The organism is Clostridium thailandense (assembly GCF_019207025.1).
Classification (GTDB): domain Bacteria; phylum Bacillota; class Clostridia; order Clostridiales; family Clostridiaceae; genus Clostridium_AM; species Clostridium_AM thailandense.
This window is the reverse complement of the sequence record NZ_JAEEGC010000057.1, coordinates 1-18,375: the sequence shown is the minus strand read 5'-3', so window position 1 is coordinate 18,375 and position 18,375 is coordinate 1. Positions and strand designations below refer to the sequence as shown.

The following is an 18,375-nucleotide window of genomic DNA, read 5'->3' as shown; positions in this document are numbered from 1 at the left end:
TTTTTTTACTTATTGTTACATAAAAAGACATATAAAGTTTTTTCTATTTTTAGTTACCTTTTGATTCCCTTCTTTCATTTTTGTAAACACATCCCTGCGTATAAGTTAAGTGTCTGGTTGTGTTTATCTATATAGAAATCAGGGAATCAAAAGGTAACTAAAAATAGAAAAAACTTTATATGTCTTTTTATGTAACAATAAGTAAAAAAAAGAAGACAAGTATTATATTAACACAAAATAGAGATTGTGATATCATAGTACTAACATCAAAAAACAATATTCTATTAAGTATATGAATAATTTGAAGAATTTATACACAATTCAAATTGTAGAGAGTTTGTATGTCGAAAATAAAATGTTTTTATTTTAATGATACATAGAAGGAGGAATTATTGTGGAAAAAAAGTTAACATGTTTAGTTAAGAAAGATATGGAATATATAATTCAAGGAGCTGCTTTTTTAGGAAGTGGAGGAGGAGGAGGCATTGAAGATGCTCATATCATTGAAGAAAATATTTTTACTAATACTTCATATGTAGAAATAAAAAATGTAAGTGATGTTAAAAGCGGAGAATCTGGAGCTGTAGTAGCTCTAATGGGAGCACCTAGCGCTCTAAAAGAATCAGCAGATTTTACATCGCCAAAGAGAGCTTTCGAATTGCTTCAACAAATCAAAGGTAATAATTTTAGTTATTGCTTACCGATAGAGGTAGGAGCTGTAAATTCTTTAGTTCCTATGTTAGTAGCATCTCAATTAGGAATACCTGTCATAGATGCAGATGGTGCTGGAAGAGCAGTGCCTCAACTTGAAACTACAACACTAGCAATGGCTAATATATCTCCATCTCCAGCAGCACTTGTAAATTCTATTACTGAAAAATTTCCATCCTATGCAGTTTCAATTTCCTTAGATAAAGTTAAGTTACCAGATGGGAAAGCTCAAGCAGACCTTATGGAAGAGGCTGCTAGAAACATGATAGATCTTAAAGATTTTGGACAAGTTGGTGCTTTATCAATGTATTATATTCCTCAATCTAAACTTGAGGAAGGAGTAATTCCAGACACTCTCAAATATGCTCATAATATTGGAAAGGTTATAGTTGATGGAAGTCAGACTGGCAAATCTATAGAAAACTTAAAGAGCTGGTTTAAAAATAATAAAATCAAATACTTTACTTTTGATGAATCAGAAGTTATAGAAGTTAAAGCTGCTTCAAGTGGTCAAGGTGGCGGTTTCAACATAGGTATTGTGAAGGTTAAAAATAAATCAGGTGACGTCGTAACAATTAATTATGAAAATGAAAATCTATTTGCATACCTTAATGAAAATACAAAAAATCCTTGGGCTATGGCACCAGATTTAATTTGTTATATGACAGATAAAGGTGCTTTAAGCAATATGGAAATTAAAAAAGGACAAACAGTTACGATTTTTGGACTTCCATGTAATAGTAAAATGAGAAGAAAATTTATTACTGATAGGTTTATGCAAATTCTTAAATCCTTAAAGATATATGATGGGTCATATATTCCTATAGAAATAATTCATAGGAGGGGTTAATTTTATGTTTAGAGGAAATAGATTAGGCTATAGAATAATGATACAAATAATGCCAATTGTTATAATAGGTTTAATTATCAGTTCATTTTTTAATTATTTTTCCCTTAAAAATCAGCTTAATCAGTCCTTTGAAAATTCAAAGCAACAAGTTGAGAAAGATTTGGTTCAAGAAATTAAGCTGATAAATTCAGGCTATTTTATGCTGGAAAAAAAGATTGAACCAGAGTTAGAAAAGAAAATGGAAGTATTTATAGATGATTATAATAAAGCTGGTGGTGACATAGAAAAAATTGATATTAACAAGTTAAAGGCAGATTTTAATGTAGATGTGTTTATTATTGATGAAAATAATACAGTAGTTAAAACAACACAAGATGCTGCTAGAGGAGTAAATTATAAAAAAGCTTTAGGTGATGCTGTAGCAGATAAACTTAATAAAATACGTATAGGCAATAAAGTATATCATACTAGACTTCAACCAGATGTACTTACAGGGCTTTTGAATAAGTGGATTTATATGCCATCACCAGATCATAAATATATTTTGGAGTTTGGTTATCAAGCTTCCGAGTTGGGGAAGTATGTAAAAGATATGGACCCTGTTATGATAACACAAGAATTAAAAGGAAAGTTGAATTTTGTAAAAGATGTGCATATATATGATGAGAATGGTAATCCTTTCGTGAATTCAACTGAGAAGTATAATACCACACCTGAAATTGTTAAAAATTGCAAAAGAGCTAAGACAGAGAAAGTTGTTGAAGTACAAAAAAGTAATTTGATATTTACAAAGTATGTTTTTGTAGATTTGTCTGATGGAGTAGATCATTTAATAAGTCCCAACAAGGTAATTGAAATAACTTTTGATAAAAGTTATGTGAATAACCAACTAAAGAAATTACTTTTGGGTAATATTATTTTTAGTTTATTACTTATACTTATTGTTTCTATTGTGGTTATATATTTTATTAATTTGAGAATTATAAAGCCTATTGGATTACTAAAGAAAATTGCTGATGGAGATTTTGATGCAGCTACTAAAATGAAATCAAATGATGAAATTGCACAGTTAGGTTTGAGTTTAAATAACATGAGTATAAAGATAAAAGGACTTATTAGTGCTTCTAATCAAACTGTTGATGAGGTGAATAAATCTTCTGAAAAATTATTTTATGAAATGAAACAGATGACAGAATCTTCAGAAAATGTATCTCGTACAGTGAAAGAAATTACAGATAATTCCATCAAGCAATCGCAAATGGCTAATGGAGCTAATGATAATATGAACAACTTTAGTTTGACTATTGATTGGTTATTAAATAAGATTGATGAATTTAATGCATATATGGAAGATGGAAACTCTTCAAGTGTATATGTAAGTGAAAAAATGAAAACACTACTTGATAATATAGAAAGACTTGGGGAAGCGACTCGAGGCTTAAACAATACAATTACGATTTTAACAAATAAATCGAAAGATATAAATGGAATCATTGATGTGATTCAGAATATATCTGATCAGACTGGCTTACTCGCATTAAATGCATCTATTGAGGCTGCTAGAGCTGGGGAAAGTGGAAAAGGCTTTGCAGTGGTAGCTGATGAAATAAGAAAATTATCTGAGGAAACTAAGGTTTCTACAGATAGAATAGGAACAATAGTAAAAGAAATTCAAAGTGAAATAGATATTAGTATGGATGAAATGAAAAATTCCAATGAATTATCTATAAAGAATAAAGATTTTGCTGAGGATGCTCAGAAAAGCCTTCAAAATGTTACTAAACTTATAACTGATATGAAGCTTGCAAATGATGTACTTATTAAAGAAATAGAAAAAATGAAGATTGAAAAAGAAAGTATTATAGTATCTACAAGTGAAATTTCAAATATATCTACATCTTCTGCAGCGGCTATTGAAGAAGTAAGTGCTATTATAGATGAACAAGTGAATGGAATTACTCTAGTTACAAATTCAGCTCAAAAGTTAAATGAAATGTCAGAAGCTTTAAAGGAGGCTACTGACAAATTCAAACTATAATTATAACTTTAAAAGATTGTCAATAAAATTTTTATATGTGTCTTCAACTTTGGAAACATATTACCTGCATATAAGTTAAGTGTATGGTGTAGTTATGTATATAAGAAGATAAAAAAGTATATTAGTTAATGCTCTAGATGGTACCTATTCTTAGGTACCATCATGTTGTAAGTTTTAATTATCTATTTTATCAAGTATTTTCAGTATGTTTTGTCGCATTCTTAGATTCCAGGTTAGCTTATAATCCCTTAGCCAATTTCTAAAGAATTTCCAGCAGCTAATCTTTTATATTCCTCATCTTCTTGCTTTTCGCTGTTAGTATAAAGCTCAAGTATCATTTGTTTTTCCAATTATCATTAACATTGTAGCACTAATAATTGAAAGTGCAGCAGTAGGTAAAAATCTGCATGGAATGAAATAGCATAGTAGACTTAAACAAAAAGTAATTATTATAGAAAAACGTTTAAGCTTCATTCTTGTTTCTTTGCTTTTTATTCTCTTATTAATATTGTCTACAGGAGAATAAATGCAAACGAGTATAAATGAAATAATCAGTGCTGCTATTAATATGGTAGTATTAAATGAAATATATTTTCCAATAACAATTATTAAAGAAAATATAACAAAACTAATAAAAAAACAGCCCCAGTAAGTCTTAGCATGATAACCGCCAGTAAACAATCTAATAGGACAAAAAAATATAAGAGTAACTATGTAGTATCCTTGTACAGAAAACAACCAAAATATGATAAAGTATGGAATAAGCTTTGTTATTTCATCCCAAAGGCAGGTTAAACCATATTCCATCTTTTTTAATTCTAAATCTGAAAATTGAGAGTTCGTTTTAGAAATTTCTTTTACTAAACAACTTATAAAATTACCCATTTATTTATTCCTCTAGTCTAAATTCAACTAAGAATTCAGTTCTTTCTGGAATGCTCTCCACGGATATAGTACCATTATTTCGTTCGACCAATTGTCTAGTTATATATAGTCCAAATCCATGGTCATTTGATTCCTTGGTTTTTGTAGAAAATCCTTTGTCAAAAATTTTTCTTTTTATACTTTCTGGAATGACATCACCGTTATCAGTTACTTCAATACAAAATTTTTTATCTTCTTTAAAAGTAGTAATAAATATTTCTTTATTTTCAGTATCGGGTTTGGAGTGAAAAGATTCAAATGCGTTATCCACAAGGTTGCTGACGATACTTATTAACTCATCTTCTCTAATTTTTATTGAACTAAAGGGTTCGTCAATAATTACTTCGAAATTTATATTATTTTTTATTGCATAGTTATTTTTTATAGATAACAGTCCATCTAAGTAATCATTTCCTGTATCTAAATATTTAAAAGATGAATGTAATGTTTCTGAAATTTTTGTAACATAATCATTTATTCGTTCAACAGTATTTGGCTTGTTTAATAGACATAAACCTCTTATAACATTAATATGATTAGCAAAATCATGTTTTTCTTTTCTTATAATATTGATTATTTCTTCCATGGTTTTAATTTGATATTCTTGAACTTTGTAGTTATTATTTATATTTATAATTTTCTCCCTTTCTCTTAAATCTTTAAAGGATATTAATAAAAATACAAAATATATAATAAAGATAATAGTATTATATGTTTTAACATTATTTATATCAAAAACACTAAAATTAACACTAAGTATAAAGAGACCGAAAATACCTATTTGAATTATTAAATTTAAAAAAAGAGTTCCTTCTTTTTCAAATAAATTAAATTTAGTAAAATATGAATTGAATTTAAAAATAATTACGACAATAAGTATTTGTAATGATTTACAAGTTATTAAAAAAATCCACAAATAACGCGGAGTTAAAAAAATTTGATTTAAATTTATGTTAAACAAAAACATTTCAATGGTTTGGGTAAAATTTTCGGTAATAAAAATTATTGTAAGAAATAAAAAAAATGTAATTACTGAAGAAAAAATTCTTATTTGAGTAATTAGGGTTAGTGATAAAATACAAAAAAATGAAAGAAACAATGTATGATAAATATTAGGTATATAGACTTGAGTCATCAAATTTAAAGAAATATATAATGCACAGAATAAACCTGTTTTAATTTTATTTTGTACTATAAATCGTTTTTTATTGTATAATGCTTCAAAAACTAATAAAAAAAGAAATGCTTCGATGCAATCCAATATTATTTCCTTTAGGATATCCATATATTTTCTCCTATGCTTGCTTATAGACTTCTTATATAGAGGATGTGATAAAAAAATTAATGCATGAAAATTCTCCACAAAAATTTTCATCCACAACATTTATGAAAATTTCTGTGGAAAAATCTTAATTTATTATTTCAATAGTTCGTCAGGACATTTTGGTTGATGAGAACCAACAAGCGAGGTTGGAACGATAACCATTGCTCCTAAAAATAAAGCTAAGGAACCTACCATCTTCATTGTCATTTTTACTAGATTTTTTTTGAAAATCTTCATCATTTATACATCCTCCTTAATAAAAAATTAAGTAATAGTTACTCAACTTATTAATTTCTACAAAATTTTAGATTTTCCTTCTAGATATTGTAGAAAAAACAAATTTAAGAAAATTAATTTCATTTCTAGATAAATCAATTAATTTTATAAACAATAATCTGTCCATAACTTACAACATCATGGTGATTATTCTTCCGTACCTATATCATTTAATGTTGCTATAGCCTGAGGTGTAACCATTGAAAATCTCTGACTCAAATATCTAAGGGATGCAGCTAGTTCTCCATCTGGTCCACCATATTGAGTAATAATTATTTTTGCAGCTTTAGGATTAGGATTCTTAATTTTTACTGGATATTCTAGTTTCTTTGAGTATTCCCACATATATTACATCTCCCCTCTATCTCTATCAAGCTTAAAGTTGGCCTCATATTCCCATGGCCATGGTTCATTCATCCATTGCCATGGGCAAGCGCTATAGGAACCGTAAGTTAACGGTCCGTAGCATTTCTCATATTTCTGCTTTAATGCTTTAAGTTGCATTACTAGTGAGTTATACATCTTAAGGGCATTAACGTCATTTGGATGAGTATTAAGATATAAATGGAGGTCTATTATGGAGAAATCTACGACAGTAATTTCTTTTAAAAGATCTTTTCTATTCATTTCATATTTCATAATAGTACCCCCTTCTACTCTTCGGATTCTCGACATTTTTTGTGTTTACCGTCATAAGGGCTAAAAAGCTCAGGAAAAACAGTTCCATGCTTAAGAGCTTCAATAGGAGAGAAAACATTGCAAAGATTTTGATAAGGTACATATGCAGCTGCTAATCTTACATTTTTTATTACCAATTCCTGTGGAATGCATTGGTGCATTGGTGGACATTTTGTTGTGTACATATTATTGTCTTTAGCCATAGTTGATCTTTTCCTCCTTGAATAAGTTGCTTACACAATAACAGCATATGAGGAAAATCATAAATTTGTTACAGTAAAAAATTTATGATTTATCATAAACTACATTTACTTTTAATAGATTTATAGGTTAGTTGGTAATAAATGATACAAGGATTTGGAAAAGTAATTCCATGAAATATATTCTTACATAATAAAAAATATTTAGAAATTTATGTTATTGTTTTGAAAGTAATTGGTCCATTTGATCGACTAACTGACTAAATTCATCTAACAAATTGTCTACTGAAGCACTTGTTGTTACATCAACACCAGCCTTTTTTAGAGTTTCTATAGGATACTCTGATGATCCTGAGGCAAGGAAATCTCTATATCTTTTTATAGCATTTGATTTACTATCATCAGTTCCTTCACTCATGTTTTTAACTAGTTGATTTGAAGCCGCCATAGAAGTTGCATATTTGTAAACATAAAAATTCATGTAAAAATGAGGTATTCTTGCCCACCATAAATTAGCAAGTTCGTCATCTTGAAAATCGTTTCCATAATATTTTGTCATAAGAGATTTCCACATTTCATTTAAGGAATCTGCTGATAACGCGTTTCCACTTTCCACTCTTTCATATATCATTTCTTCAAATTCCGCATACATAGTTTGAGTATAAACAGTGCTTCTTATATCTTCTGCTAATTTATTAATATAGTAAAGCTTCTCATCATCGGTTTTAGCATTATTAATTAAGTACCTAAGCATTAATAGTTCATTCGACGTAGAGGCCACTTCTGCTGTAAATATAGGTTGGCCACTGTTTATATATTTTTGAGTTTTATTTGTATAGTAAGAGTTCATTGCATGTCCAAATTCGTGAGCAGTAGTAAGCAGTGAGTCAGTGCTATTGTCATAATTTAGCAACACATATGGATGGGTATCATAGGTTCCCCATTGGTAAGCTCCAGAATATTTATTTTCTGTCTCATAAACATCTGCCCATCTAGATTCAAAAGCATCTTTTAAAACATCTGTATAATCTTGACCTAAAGGAGCTAACCCTTTAAGTATAAGTTTTTTTCCATCTTCATATGGTATTTTAATATCAAAATTTGAGGTTAAAGGAACATACATATCATACAAGTGAACTTTGTCTACTCCTAGCACCTTTTTTCTTAGGCTTACATACCTGTGAAGAGTATCTACATTATTGTTGACAGAGTTAACTAAATTATAATAAACAGATACAGGTATATTTTCATTTGCGAGTGAAGCTTCCATAGCTGAATTGTATTTTCTTGACTTTGCAAAAAATTCATTTTTCTTTACTTCTGCATTTAATGTTGCTGCTAAAGAATTTTTTTCTTTGTCGTATACTTTATATAGTTCTTCAAAACCTCGTTTTCTAAATTCTCTATTTTTACTATCTAGCATAGAAGCATATGACGAATTTGTTATTTTGAAATCATTATTATCCGGATCTTTTATTGTAGGTAAGAAACCATTCATGTCTGTTTCAATCTTAGAATATATATCATCTGGCGATCCTGCCATATCAGAAGCTGCTGCTAATATTTCTTCTTCTCCTTGTGAAAGCGTATGAGATTTTTGTTTTAGTAATTCATCGATGGTATGCTTATAATCTTTAAGTATAGGGTCATTTTCGTATTGTTTAATTTTATATTCTGGCTGTGCAAGAATATCTGTTTGAATAAAAGCTGTTGCTGTTCCGACTTGAGAATTTAAACTATCAGTTAAGGAACTTATTTCTGAACTGGAACTGTTCGATTCATCTTCATTTGATTTCATATGAGAATATACATATAAATTATCAAGTATTCTCGACATTTCATCTCTTGTAGTGAAACAATCATATATATTTTGTGCACTTGTCAAATGTCCTTCAAAAGTTTTTAATTTAGGTATATATGTGTCTAGTATCTTTTGGCAATCAGCATCGAAGAGAGCTTTAGTTGGATATATTTCATCAATACTCCACTTATATTTTTCTTCGACTGCATTTCTGTTCAAAGGACCTACTGCAAGAACTGAGGTTTGAACTAGTAAAAGACTTAGTGTCAATGGTATAGTTAACAGAGTTTTTCTTAAACCTTTTTTCAAATTAGTATTCCCCCTTATAATATTATGTTCATATAAAGTCTTTAAATGTTAAAATTTATTAACATTTAAAGTAATATTATCTAAATTATAACCTCTACTCTCATAAATTCCTATATTTTTTTACAGAATTAGTAGTTTTGCTTATTTTAAGTACACTTATCGATTAAAATATAACTAAAAGGTAATAAAGAGTAAACTTGATATGGAAGGAGCGATTCTGAGATAATGGAGAATAATTTGATGGGTTCATGTCATTGTGAGAAGTGCACAGGAAAGTATTGTGCTAAAAAAGTATATATTTTTTCAACATTGCAGGAGGAACAGTTGGAGGAAATTTCAAGTAATGTTATAAATAGAAGATATAAAAAAGGACAAATGATATTTTTTGAAGGTGATGTATCAGATAAGTTATACATTGTTAATAAGGGCAAAGTTAAGATATTTAAATATACAAAGGAAGGAAAGGAACAGATACTATACATACTTACTGATGGAGACTTTGTTGGAGAATTAAGCTTATTAAAGAAGACCAAGGTTGAGTTTAATGCTGAGGCTTTGGAAGATACTGCAATATGTGCGTTAACTAAGGAAAACTTTGATAAAATAATAGAGAAAAATCCTGAAATAACCTTTAAAATATTAGAGGTAGTACATGATAGGCTAATAAACCTTGAAAATTTAGTTCAGAGATTAAGTACAAAGGATGTAGAATCTAGGGTGTCAGGAGTTCTCTTAAGCCTCGCAAAAGATTTTGGAAAAGAAGAAGGAAATATAATAACAGTGAACTTACCTTTAAATAGAGAAGAGATAGGAAGTTATGCTGGACTTACAAGAGAAACAGTGAGCAGAACCTTAACAGGAATGCAGGACGAGGGTATAATTGAACTTCATGGTAATAAAAAAATAATTATAAAGGATATAGACTATCTGAAAAGTATTGATTAGAGTTACTTTTCAGATAAACACGGCCGAAAGTTGACTTACACTCCGGTATATGTTTCCAAGCTTCAGCACTATAAAAACTTTTTATCAATCTAAAGCTCAGTATTTTGAAAATCTAAGAAACTTTTATAAACTCCCTCAAATTTCGTTTTCTGCAGCAATACACAATTTTGTTGACATATCCTCGTCAAAGTAGTTAATTCTCAAAGGTAGTTTTATTTGGCTAGCACCAATATTTTCAACAAGGTAAGAAGTATCTACTGGAGTCATATTACTTTGTTCTATATAGTCATTTATTATTTATTATATAAAACATCTTCTTTTAAATTTGTAATTGATGGCTTCATTATAGATTTAAAGAAGATTAAATGCAGTTATTAAAATCAACTAAAAATTTGATTATAATCACAGATTATTAAATAGAACTTTTATATAATTGACTCATAAATGATGAGATCAAAAAGAGATTTGGAGGGATAAATAATGAGTAAGTTTAAATTTAAAAGTTCAGATAGTATAGGTTATATAGCAGCAAGTTTTCCAAAGGCTATGGATATATTTAAAGAATATAATATTGATTTCTGTTGCGGAGGAAACAGACCGTTACTAGAGGCAATAGAGGAAGGAAATAATTTCAGCGATAGAAGAGCTGGAAAATGAGCATGAGGGGGCTGGAGATATACTTAAAGAACTAAGAAAAATTACAAGTGGGTATAAAGTACCAGCTGATGTTTGTAATACCTTTATGTTTACCTATCAAAAACTTGAAGAAGTAGAGGCAGATACTTTTCAACATATACACTTAGAAAATAATATTTTGTTCTCAAAACTTAAAGATAAATTAATAAATAAGTAAAAATATTTTATACTTGTAACAATTGTTACCGAAGAAGTTTATTAGTATGGGTATAATTAAACCATCAAGTGGACAACAACGATTTAGCATAAGATGTCTGCGGAACTTATAGTTAAAAGAGTTCTGTAGAGAGAAAGTATACTAAAATAGTAAAAATTAAAAATAATCTAAGATTAAATAAAAATTAATGAAAAATATGGAGGTTAGGATTAAATGAGTATGTTTTGTTATCAATGTCAAGAGGCAGCAAATTGCAAAGGATGTACAGTAAAAGGTGTATGTGGAAAGACAGAAGACTTAGCAAAAGCACAAGATTTATTAATATATATAACAAAAGGAATTTCAGTATTTAGTACAAAAGCAAGGGAATTAGGAGTAGATAATAAAGAAGTAAATAAGTTCATAGTTGAGGGTTTATTTGCAACTATAACTAATGCAAACTTTGACAGAAATATATTTATAGAAAGAATAAGAAGAGGATTGCAGTTAAGAGAAGAAGTTAAACAACAGTATATTAATGCTGGTGGAAAACTTACAGAATCAAAAGAAAATACTTCATGGCTTAAGAAAATCTTCGGATTTGGTGGAGCGAAAAAAGAGGAAGATCTTAATTTACCAGAAGCAGCAGTATGGTTTGCTAATAATGTAAATGAATTTGATGCAAAAGCGGAAACAGTAGGTGTATTGGCTACTAAAGATGAAGATATAAGATCATTAAGAGAGCTTTTAATTTATGGATTAAAAGGTATGGCAGCATATATTAAGCATGCTAACAATTTAGGATATGATGATAAAAACCTTCATGGATTTATGCAAAAAGCATTAGCTGCAACCTTAGATGATAGTATAGCAGTAGATGGATTGATAGCTTTAGTACTTGAAGCAGGTAAATATGGGGTAGATGCTATGGCACTACTTGATAAGGCTAATACTGAATCTTATGGAAATCCTGAAATAACAAAAGTCAATATAGGTGTTTCTAATAGACCTGGTATATTAATAAGTGGACATGACTTAAAGGATATGGAAGAATTGCTAAAACAAACAGAAGGAACAGGAGTAGATGTATATACTCACAGTGAAATGCTTCCAGCAAATTACTATCCAGCATTTAAGAAGTATAAGCACTTTATAGGAAACTACGGAAACGCATGGTGGAAACAAACAGAAGAATTTGAAAGCTTTAATGGTCCAATTCTAATGACTACAAACTGTATAGTTCCCCCTAAGAATTCATATAAAGAGAGAATGTACACTACTGGTGCGACAGGAGTTCCTGGAGTTAAGCATATAGCAGATGGAAATAATGGTAAGCCTAAAGATTTCTCAGCTATAATTGCACATGCTAAAAAGTGCAAGGCACCAAAGGAAATCGAAAAAGGAGAAATAGTTGGAGGATTTGCACACAACCAAGTTTTAGCTTTAGCTGATAAGGTTGTAGAAGCAGTTAAAACAGGAGCTATAAAGAGATTCTTTGTTATGGCTGGTTGCGATGGAAGAGCTAAGAGCAGAAACTACTATACAGATTTTGCTAAGAAGCTTCCAAAGGATGCAGTTATTCTAACAGCTGGATGTGCTAAATATAAATATAACAAACTTGACTTAGGTGATATTGGAGGAATTCCAAGAGTATTAGATGCTGGACAATGTAATGACTCATATTCATTAGCAGTTATAGCACTTAAATTAAAAGAAGTATTTGGATTAGAGGATATTAATGAACTTCCTATATCTTATAATATAGCTTGGTATGAGCAAAAGGCAGTCATAGTTTTGCTTGCATTACTTCACTTAGGTGTTAAGAATATTCACTTAGGACCAACGCTACCAGCGTTCCTTTCACCAAATGTGGCTAAAGTTTTAGTAGAGAACTTTGGAATAGGTGGAATAACAAACGTAGATGATGATATGAAAATGTTTTTAGGATAGTAGCTTGAATATCGCTTGATTTTACCCCCATCCAAAAGATTTAGTGATATTTAGGTTAAATATAAATTAAGTTTAAACTAGCAAAAAAGCTTATGTCTGAATAAGGCATGGGCTTTTTTGTGTTTGATGGTATAAATAGACCGAAGTTTATACAAAATAAATTAGGAGGTGTTATTATGAATATAAATTTATCGCAAAAAGAAAGAACATTACTTGAAGACCAAAAAAGTCATGAGGAAGCTTGTATAGTGAAATACACTAATTATGCAAATCAAGCTATGGATAATCAGTTGAGAGCGATATTTAATGCAAACTTACAATCTGAGCAAACTCATCTTGACAGTATAAACCAATTATTGAGTGGAAATGTTCCACAAATGAATCAGCAAGGTAACCAACAAAATAATCAGAATTCAACTCAAAGTGGATCTGCAGTAGTACATAACTTATCTGATCAGGACATGTGCACCGATATTTTAATGACAGAAAAGTATGTATCAGGAGCATATAATACTGCGATTTTTGAATTTAGGGATACTAATGTCCGAGATGTATTAAACCATATACAAAAAGAAGAACAGAAACATGGAGAATCAGTATTTAAGTATATGGAAAGTAAGGGAATGTATAAAGTACAGTAAATTTAGGGACTGTCGCACTTAGGTAAGTACGGCAGCCCCTTTAAAATTAAATGTGCATTATTGTAACAAAGAAACATGAGTTTACTCTATGAAATAGTATTTAGAATAATTAAAGTTTGTTAACGCAAGAGTTAAATATAAACGTAGTAGTATGACGGTAAGGTATTTAAAAACCTTTGTAATAACTTGGATTGAGTACCATAAAATAATATATAAAAAACTTGTTCACGTTAACAATTTAACTATTGCGTTTTTAATTGAAACCGATTATAATAAAAACACAAAGTAATGTTAACGTGAACATTAATTAATTCGTTTTAATATTAGGAGGAAACATCATGAAAAAGTTTATGGATGAAAACTTTTTACTATCTAATGATACTGCAATTGAGCTATATCACAATTATGCTAAGGACATGCCTATTATAGATTACCATTGCCACTTGAATCCAAAAGAAATCTATGAAAATAAAAGGTTTAAAAATATAACCGAGGTTTGGTTATATGGAGACCATTATAAATGGAGAGCAATGAGAAGTAATGGTATAGATGAAAAGTATATTACTGGTGATGCAAGTGACTATGAAAAATTTATGGCATGGTCAAGAACAATGCCAATGACTATAGGTAATCCTCTTTATCATTGGACTCATTTAGAACTTCAAAGATTTTTCGGAATATACGATGTTTTAAATGAAAAGAATGCACCAGCAATTTGGGAAAAAGCAAACGAACTACTTAATTCAGAAGGTTTTGGAGCAAGAGAATTAATTAAAAAATCAAATGTTAAAGTTATATGCACAACAGATGATGCGATAGATTCACTTGAGTATCATATAAAGCTTAAAGAAGATAAAGATTTTGATGTAAAGGTTCTGCCAGCTTTAAGACCGGATAAAGCATTCTTAATAAATAATGACACTTTTATTCCTTGGGTTGAAGAACTTGGACAAGTAGTTGGAAAAAATATTACAACTTATGATGAGTTTTTAGAAGCATTAGAATCAAGAATAAGATTCTTCCATTCTGTTGGATGTAGAATATCAGATCACGCATTGGATAGCATAACTTATGCTAGATCTTCAAAAGAGGAATTAGTAGAAATATTTGCAAAGGCTTTAAAAGAAGGAAAGGTAAGCAGAGAAGAAGAAGGTAAATACAAAACTGCTATTTTACAATTCCTTGGCAGAATGTATTCAGAATTAGGATGGGCAATGCAGTATCATATTGCAGCATTGAGAAATAACAATACAAAGATGTTTAAACAGTTAGGACCAGATACTGGATTTGATTCAATTAATGATGGTGAAATAGCTTATCCGCTTGCTAGATTATTAGATTCATTACAAGTAAATAATAATCTTCCTAAAACTATTTTATATACGTTGAATCCAAAGGATAACTATGTTATTGGTACTATGCTTGGAAACTTCCAGGGAACTGAAGTTCCAGGAAAAATACAATTCGGATCAGCTTGGTGGTTTGTAGATAATAAAGAAGGTATGATAGAACAGATGAAAACACTAGCTAATTTAGGTTTGCTAAGCCGCTTCGTAGGAATGTTAACCGATTCAAGAAGTTTCTTATCTTACACTAGACATGAGTATTTTAGAAGAATCCTTTGTAACTTAATAGGAGAATGGGTTGAGAATGGGGAAGTGCCAGAGGACATGGAGCTTCTAGGAAGTATTGTTCAGGGAATAGCTTACAATAATGCAAAAGAATATTTCGGAATGTAATTATAGTAAAATAAGCTCTAAGAATTAAGTGAAAATTTTTTTGCAATACATTGTTAACGTGTGCATGATGGAAAATCTAATAATATCGAGTTATTAAATTAATTACTGATTTTGTGGAAAAACTATAGATAGGATTAGAAAAATGATTAATTTTTCACAAGCATTATGCATGCGTTAACAGGAAACATATTGATGTTTATTGTTTATAACAATATGTATTTAAGAATATTAGAAAATAATTTATTTATTATAAAGGAGAAAAACAATATGAATCAGAAAAATGATACGAAAAAGTTAAGTTTAAAAGAAAAGATTTCATATGGGTTTGGCGACTTTGGAAACGGCTTCATGTTTGACTTGGGTCAGGCATATCTTTCAAAATTCTTTACTGACGTTTGCGGTATACCAGCAGCTGCAGCAAAAAATATATTTGTATATACAAAGCTATTTGATGCTTTCATGGACCCTATAGCAGGTTCAGCAGTAGATTCCAAAAAGCCAGGTAAATTTGGTAAGTTTAGACCAGTTATGATGATTTCAGCTATAATGCTTGCAGCACTAACAATATTCACATTCTTTATGCCTAATATATCAGTAAAAAGCAAGCTAGTATATGCATATGCCGCTTATATGATCTGGGGGCTTGTATATTCATTCACAAACGTTCCTTATGGATCACTAGCATCTGTTATGACGCAAGATGTTGAGGAAAGAAGTGAATTGGCAACATACAGACAAGCTGGTTCATTAGGAGCTCAGTTAATAACAGGTGTAGCATTTGTACCTATATTAATACATTTTTCGGATCCTAGAATTGGATACCCTGTAGCAGCTGCTATCATGTCATTAGTAGGTATACTTGGATTTTTTATCTGTTTTAAAAATACTAGAGAAAATGTTCAACCTAAATCAAAATCACATGTAAAAACTACTGCAAAAGACTATTTCAAGACAATATTTACAAATAAGCCATTATTAGCATTGATTCTTATGACACTATTTACAATATCTGCAATGAATGCGAATAACCAAATGATGATATACTACTGTCAATATGCTCTTGGAAATGTTAAACTTCAACCTCTTGTAAACACTATAATGATTGGATGTTCTGTTATAGGTATTGCTGCTATTCCAAAGATGGTTTCAAAATTTGGAAAGAAGAAAACTGCTATGATAGGTTTTATCGTAGGTATCATTGCTAATGGATTAAACTTTATATTACCAGCAAACTTCTATACATTCACAGCATTAGTTACTATAGGATATGTAGCATTGGCTATTCCAAATGGTGTTACTTGGGCATTCGTTTCTGATGCTATTGACTATGGTGAGTGGCATACAGGAGTAAGAAGAGAAGGTGTGACTTACGCTGCATTTAACTTCTCAAGAAAGATAGCTCAATCAATAGCAGCATATGTTACATTAGGAGCATTGTCAATGACAGGATATGTTCCTAATGCACATCAAACTGCAAAAGCTTTGCTTGGAATGAAAGCAGTAATGGCTTTATATCCAGCAGCTGCATTAGCTGTTGCAGCTATCATAATCTGGTTATTACATGATTTATCAGATGATAAATATAGAAAAATAGTAAAGGATTTAGAAGTTGGAAAATTTGAAACAAGTGCAAGCTAATATATCAATTTGTCAAAGTCTTGCTTTAAGTTTTAGGGGGACATTGTTATATCATTATCTTGGAATAAAGATCATATAGTTAACTTTTGTAAAATATGTTATTATCAAAAATAGAATATACATTTACTAAGAAGGAAGGTTGGCATAATGAGCGTAACCATAAAAGATATAGCAAAGCTTGCAAATGTATCGCATACTACTGTTTCTAGAGCCCTTAATGACAGTCCTTTTATAAATGAAGAAACAAAGAATAAAATAAAAGCTATAGCAGAACAGCTTAATTATGTTCCTAACTATAATGCTAAAAGTCTAGTTCTAGATAAGTCTTATACTATCGGATTATTCTTCTCTAGCATAAGCCAGGGAACATCCCCTAGTTTCTTTTATGAGACTGTAAGAGGAGTTAACAGTGCTATAGAAGAAAATTATAACTTAGTTGTAAGAGGTATTGATGACTATAAGGATTTTACATCCATTAATAATAAACGATTTGATGGTATTGTTTTAATGAGTCAAAGTGATAATGATAATGCATTTATTTATCATGTATTACAAAGGGGGATACCATTAGTTGTTTTAAATAGGGAAATAGAAGGAAGTTCATTAATAAATATACTATCTGATGACAAAGAAGGTGCTTTTAAAGCTGCAAAATACTTAATAGAAAATGGACATAGAGATATAGCTTTAATAGAAGGTAAAGAAGGTTTTAAATCTGCTATACACAGAAAAGAAGGCTTTTTGAAGGCTCTTATTGAAAATAAGATACCGGTTAATAGTGAGTATATGGTTAAAGGTAAATATAGTATGGAAAGCGGATATAGAGCTATGAAAGAACTTTTAACTTTGAAAAATGCGCCTACAGCTGTATTTTGTTCAAATGATGATATGGCAATAGGTGCTATTAAAGCGGCGTTTGAAGATGGACTTTCAGTTCCAAAGGACATTTCAATTGTAGGATTCGATAACATTGGGTTCTCGGAATATGCTACACCAGCGCTTACTACTATTAAAAGGCCAATGGAGGAAATTAGCATAATAGGTGGGAAAAAGCTTATAGACTTAATAAACAATGGGAAGCAGGACGGTGAAAAAATTTATATTAAAACTGAACTTGTAGTAAGAGATTCTGTAGCTAAACTAGATAGAATCTAAATATAATATAGATCTATTTAAGTCAATTGAGGTAATGGTATTTATAGATAAAGACGGCCGAAAGTAAACTTATGCTCCGGTAGATGTTACCAAGCTTCAGTACTATAAAAACTTTTAATCATTCTAAAGATCAGTATTTAAGCAGATATCCAAAATCTTTGATTTTGTGATAGTCGCTTACTCATCTGACGTAAGGAAGAGGAGTTTCATTAAAATCTAAGAAACTTTTATAAACTCGTACCTCAAACATATAAAAGCCTCTAAGATTTTCTAAAATACTTCGCTAAGAATGATAAAAAAGTTTTTATATGTGCTTTCAGCTTTGGTAACATCTACCTGCGTATAAGTTTACTTTCTTGTTTGG

At 30.0% G+C, this 18,375-nt stretch carries 16 protein-coding genes and 1 pseudogene; 10 read left to right on the top strand and 7 right to left on the bottom strand.

Translation table 11 applies throughout. The features are described from left to right. The first annotated feature begins 394 nt into the window (after nt 1-394). Nucleotides 395-1,561 (top strand): DUF917 domain-containing protein, encoded by a 1,167-nt coding sequence (locus I6U48_RS13330; RefSeq protein ID WP_218320956.1) that lies wholly within the window; start codon nt 395-397, stop codon nt 1,559-1,561. Between the two features lie 4 nt (nt 1,562-1,565). Then, nucleotides 1,566-3,599: a methyl-accepting chemotaxis protein gene (locus I6U48_RS13325; RefSeq protein WP_218320955.1), complete on the top strand. Its 2,034-nt coding sequence runs from the start codon at nt 1,566-1,568 to the stop codon at nt 3,597-3,599. A 327-nt stretch (nt 3,600-3,926) separates the two neighbouring features. Here the strand turns inward: I6U48_RS13325 and I6U48_RS13320 are convergent, their stop codons facing one another. The 7 genes and pseudogenes from I6U48_RS13320 to pepF all read right to left on the bottom strand — a co-directional run bounded on the left by I6U48_RS13320 (nt 3,927) and on the right by pepF (nt 9,111). Beyond that, nucleotides 3,927-4,484, bottom strand: coding sequence for an accessory gene regulator ArgB-like protein (locus tag I6U48_RS13320; protein WP_218320954.1), 558 nt, complete (start codon nt 4,482-4,484; stop codon nt 3,927-3,929). A gap of 4 nt (nt 4,485-4,488) precedes the next feature. Continuing rightward, nucleotides 4,489-5,808, bottom strand: a complete 1,320-nt coding sequence (locus I6U48_RS13315) for a sensor histidine kinase (RefSeq protein ID WP_218320953.1) — start codon at nt 5,806-5,808, stop codon at nt 4,489-4,491. Nucleotides 5,809-5,940: 132 nt separating this feature from the next. After that, nucleotides 5,941-6,084: a cyclic lactone autoinducer peptide gene (locus I6U48_RS13310; protein WP_218320957.1), complete on the bottom strand. Its 144-nt coding sequence runs from the start codon at nt 6,082-6,084 to the stop codon at nt 5,941-5,943. Nucleotides 6,085-6,273: 189 nt separating this feature from the next. Next, nucleotides 6,274-6,468: pseudogene (locus tag I6U48_RS13305) on the bottom strand (manganese catalase family protein); the annotation flags it as partial. Nucleotides 6,469-6,471: 3 nt separating this feature from the next. Continuing rightward, entirely contained in the window at nt 6,472-6,762 is a 291-nt protein-coding gene (locus I6U48_RS13300; RefSeq protein WP_218320951.1) for a spore coat protein CotJB, read from the bottom strand. Between the two features lie 14 nt (nt 6,763-6,776). Continuing rightward, the gene (locus I6U48_RS13295) at nt 6,777-7,004 is read right to left on the bottom strand and encodes a spore coat associated protein CotJA (protein WP_218320950.1); all 228 of its coding nucleotides are present in this window, start codon (nt 7,002-7,004) and stop codon (nt 6,777-6,779) included. A gap of 214 nt (nt 7,005-7,218) precedes the next feature. After that, a complete protein-coding gene (gene pepF, locus I6U48_RS13290; RefSeq protein WP_218320949.1) occupies nt 7,219-9,111 on the bottom strand; it encodes an oligoendopeptidase F in 1,893 nt (630 codons plus the stop codon). A gap of 225 nt (nt 9,112-9,336) precedes the next feature. On the opposite strand from pepF, the gene I6U48_RS13285 reads away from it, so the two are divergent. From I6U48_RS13285 to I6U48_RS13255, 8 genes are all read left to right on the top strand, one after another. Further along, nucleotides 9,337-10,056, top strand: a complete 720-nt coding sequence (locus tag I6U48_RS13285; RefSeq protein WP_218320948.1) for a Crp/Fnr family transcriptional regulator — start codon at nt 9,337-9,339, stop codon at nt 10,054-10,056. 480 nt (nt 10,057-10,536) lie between these two features. After that, nucleotides 10,537-10,713, top strand: coding sequence for a DUF542 domain-containing protein (locus tag I6U48_RS30495; RefSeq protein ID WP_376774556.1), 177 nt, complete (start codon nt 10,537-10,539; stop codon nt 10,711-10,713). Further along, nucleotides 10,682-10,909, top strand: coding sequence for a hemerythrin domain-containing protein (locus I6U48_RS30490; protein WP_376774557.1), 228 nt, complete (start codon nt 10,682-10,684; stop codon nt 10,907-10,909). Before I6U48_RS30495 ends, I6U48_RS30490 begins: the two co-directional genes overlap by 32 nt. A 213-nt stretch (nt 10,910-11,122) precedes the next feature. After that, nucleotides 11,123-12,838 carry a hydroxylamine reductase gene (hcp, locus tag I6U48_RS13275; protein ID WP_218320947.1) on the top strand — a complete coding sequence of 572 codons (1,716 nt, stop codon included), beginning with the start codon at nt 11,123-11,125 and terminating at the stop codon, nt 12,836-12,838. Between the two features lie 176 nt (nt 12,839-13,014). Further along, nucleotides 13,015-13,479: a spore coat protein gene (locus I6U48_RS13270; protein ID WP_218320946.1), complete on the top strand. Its 465-nt coding sequence runs from the start codon at nt 13,015-13,017 to the stop codon at nt 13,477-13,479. Nucleotides 13,480-13,817: 338 nt separating this feature from the next. Beyond that, nucleotides 13,818-15,218 carry a glucuronate isomerase gene (gene uxaC / locus I6U48_RS13265; protein ID WP_218320945.1) on the top strand — a complete coding sequence of 467 codons (1,401 nt, stop codon included), beginning with the start codon at nt 13,818-13,820 and terminating at the stop codon, nt 15,216-15,218. Nucleotides 15,219-15,485: 267 nt separating this feature from the next. Next, on the top strand, nt 15,486-16,856 hold the full coding sequence (locus tag I6U48_RS13260) for a glycoside-pentoside-hexuronide (GPH):cation symporter (RefSeq protein ID WP_218320944.1): 1,371 nt from the start codon (nt 15,486-15,488) through the stop codon (nt 16,854-16,856). A 147-nt stretch (nt 16,857-17,003) separates the two neighbouring features. After that, nucleotides 17,004-18,011, top strand: coding sequence for a LacI family DNA-binding transcriptional regulator (locus I6U48_RS13255; RefSeq protein ID WP_218320943.1), 1,008 nt, complete (start codon nt 17,004-17,006; stop codon nt 18,009-18,011). Nucleotides 18,012-18,375: the final 364 nt, after the last annotated feature.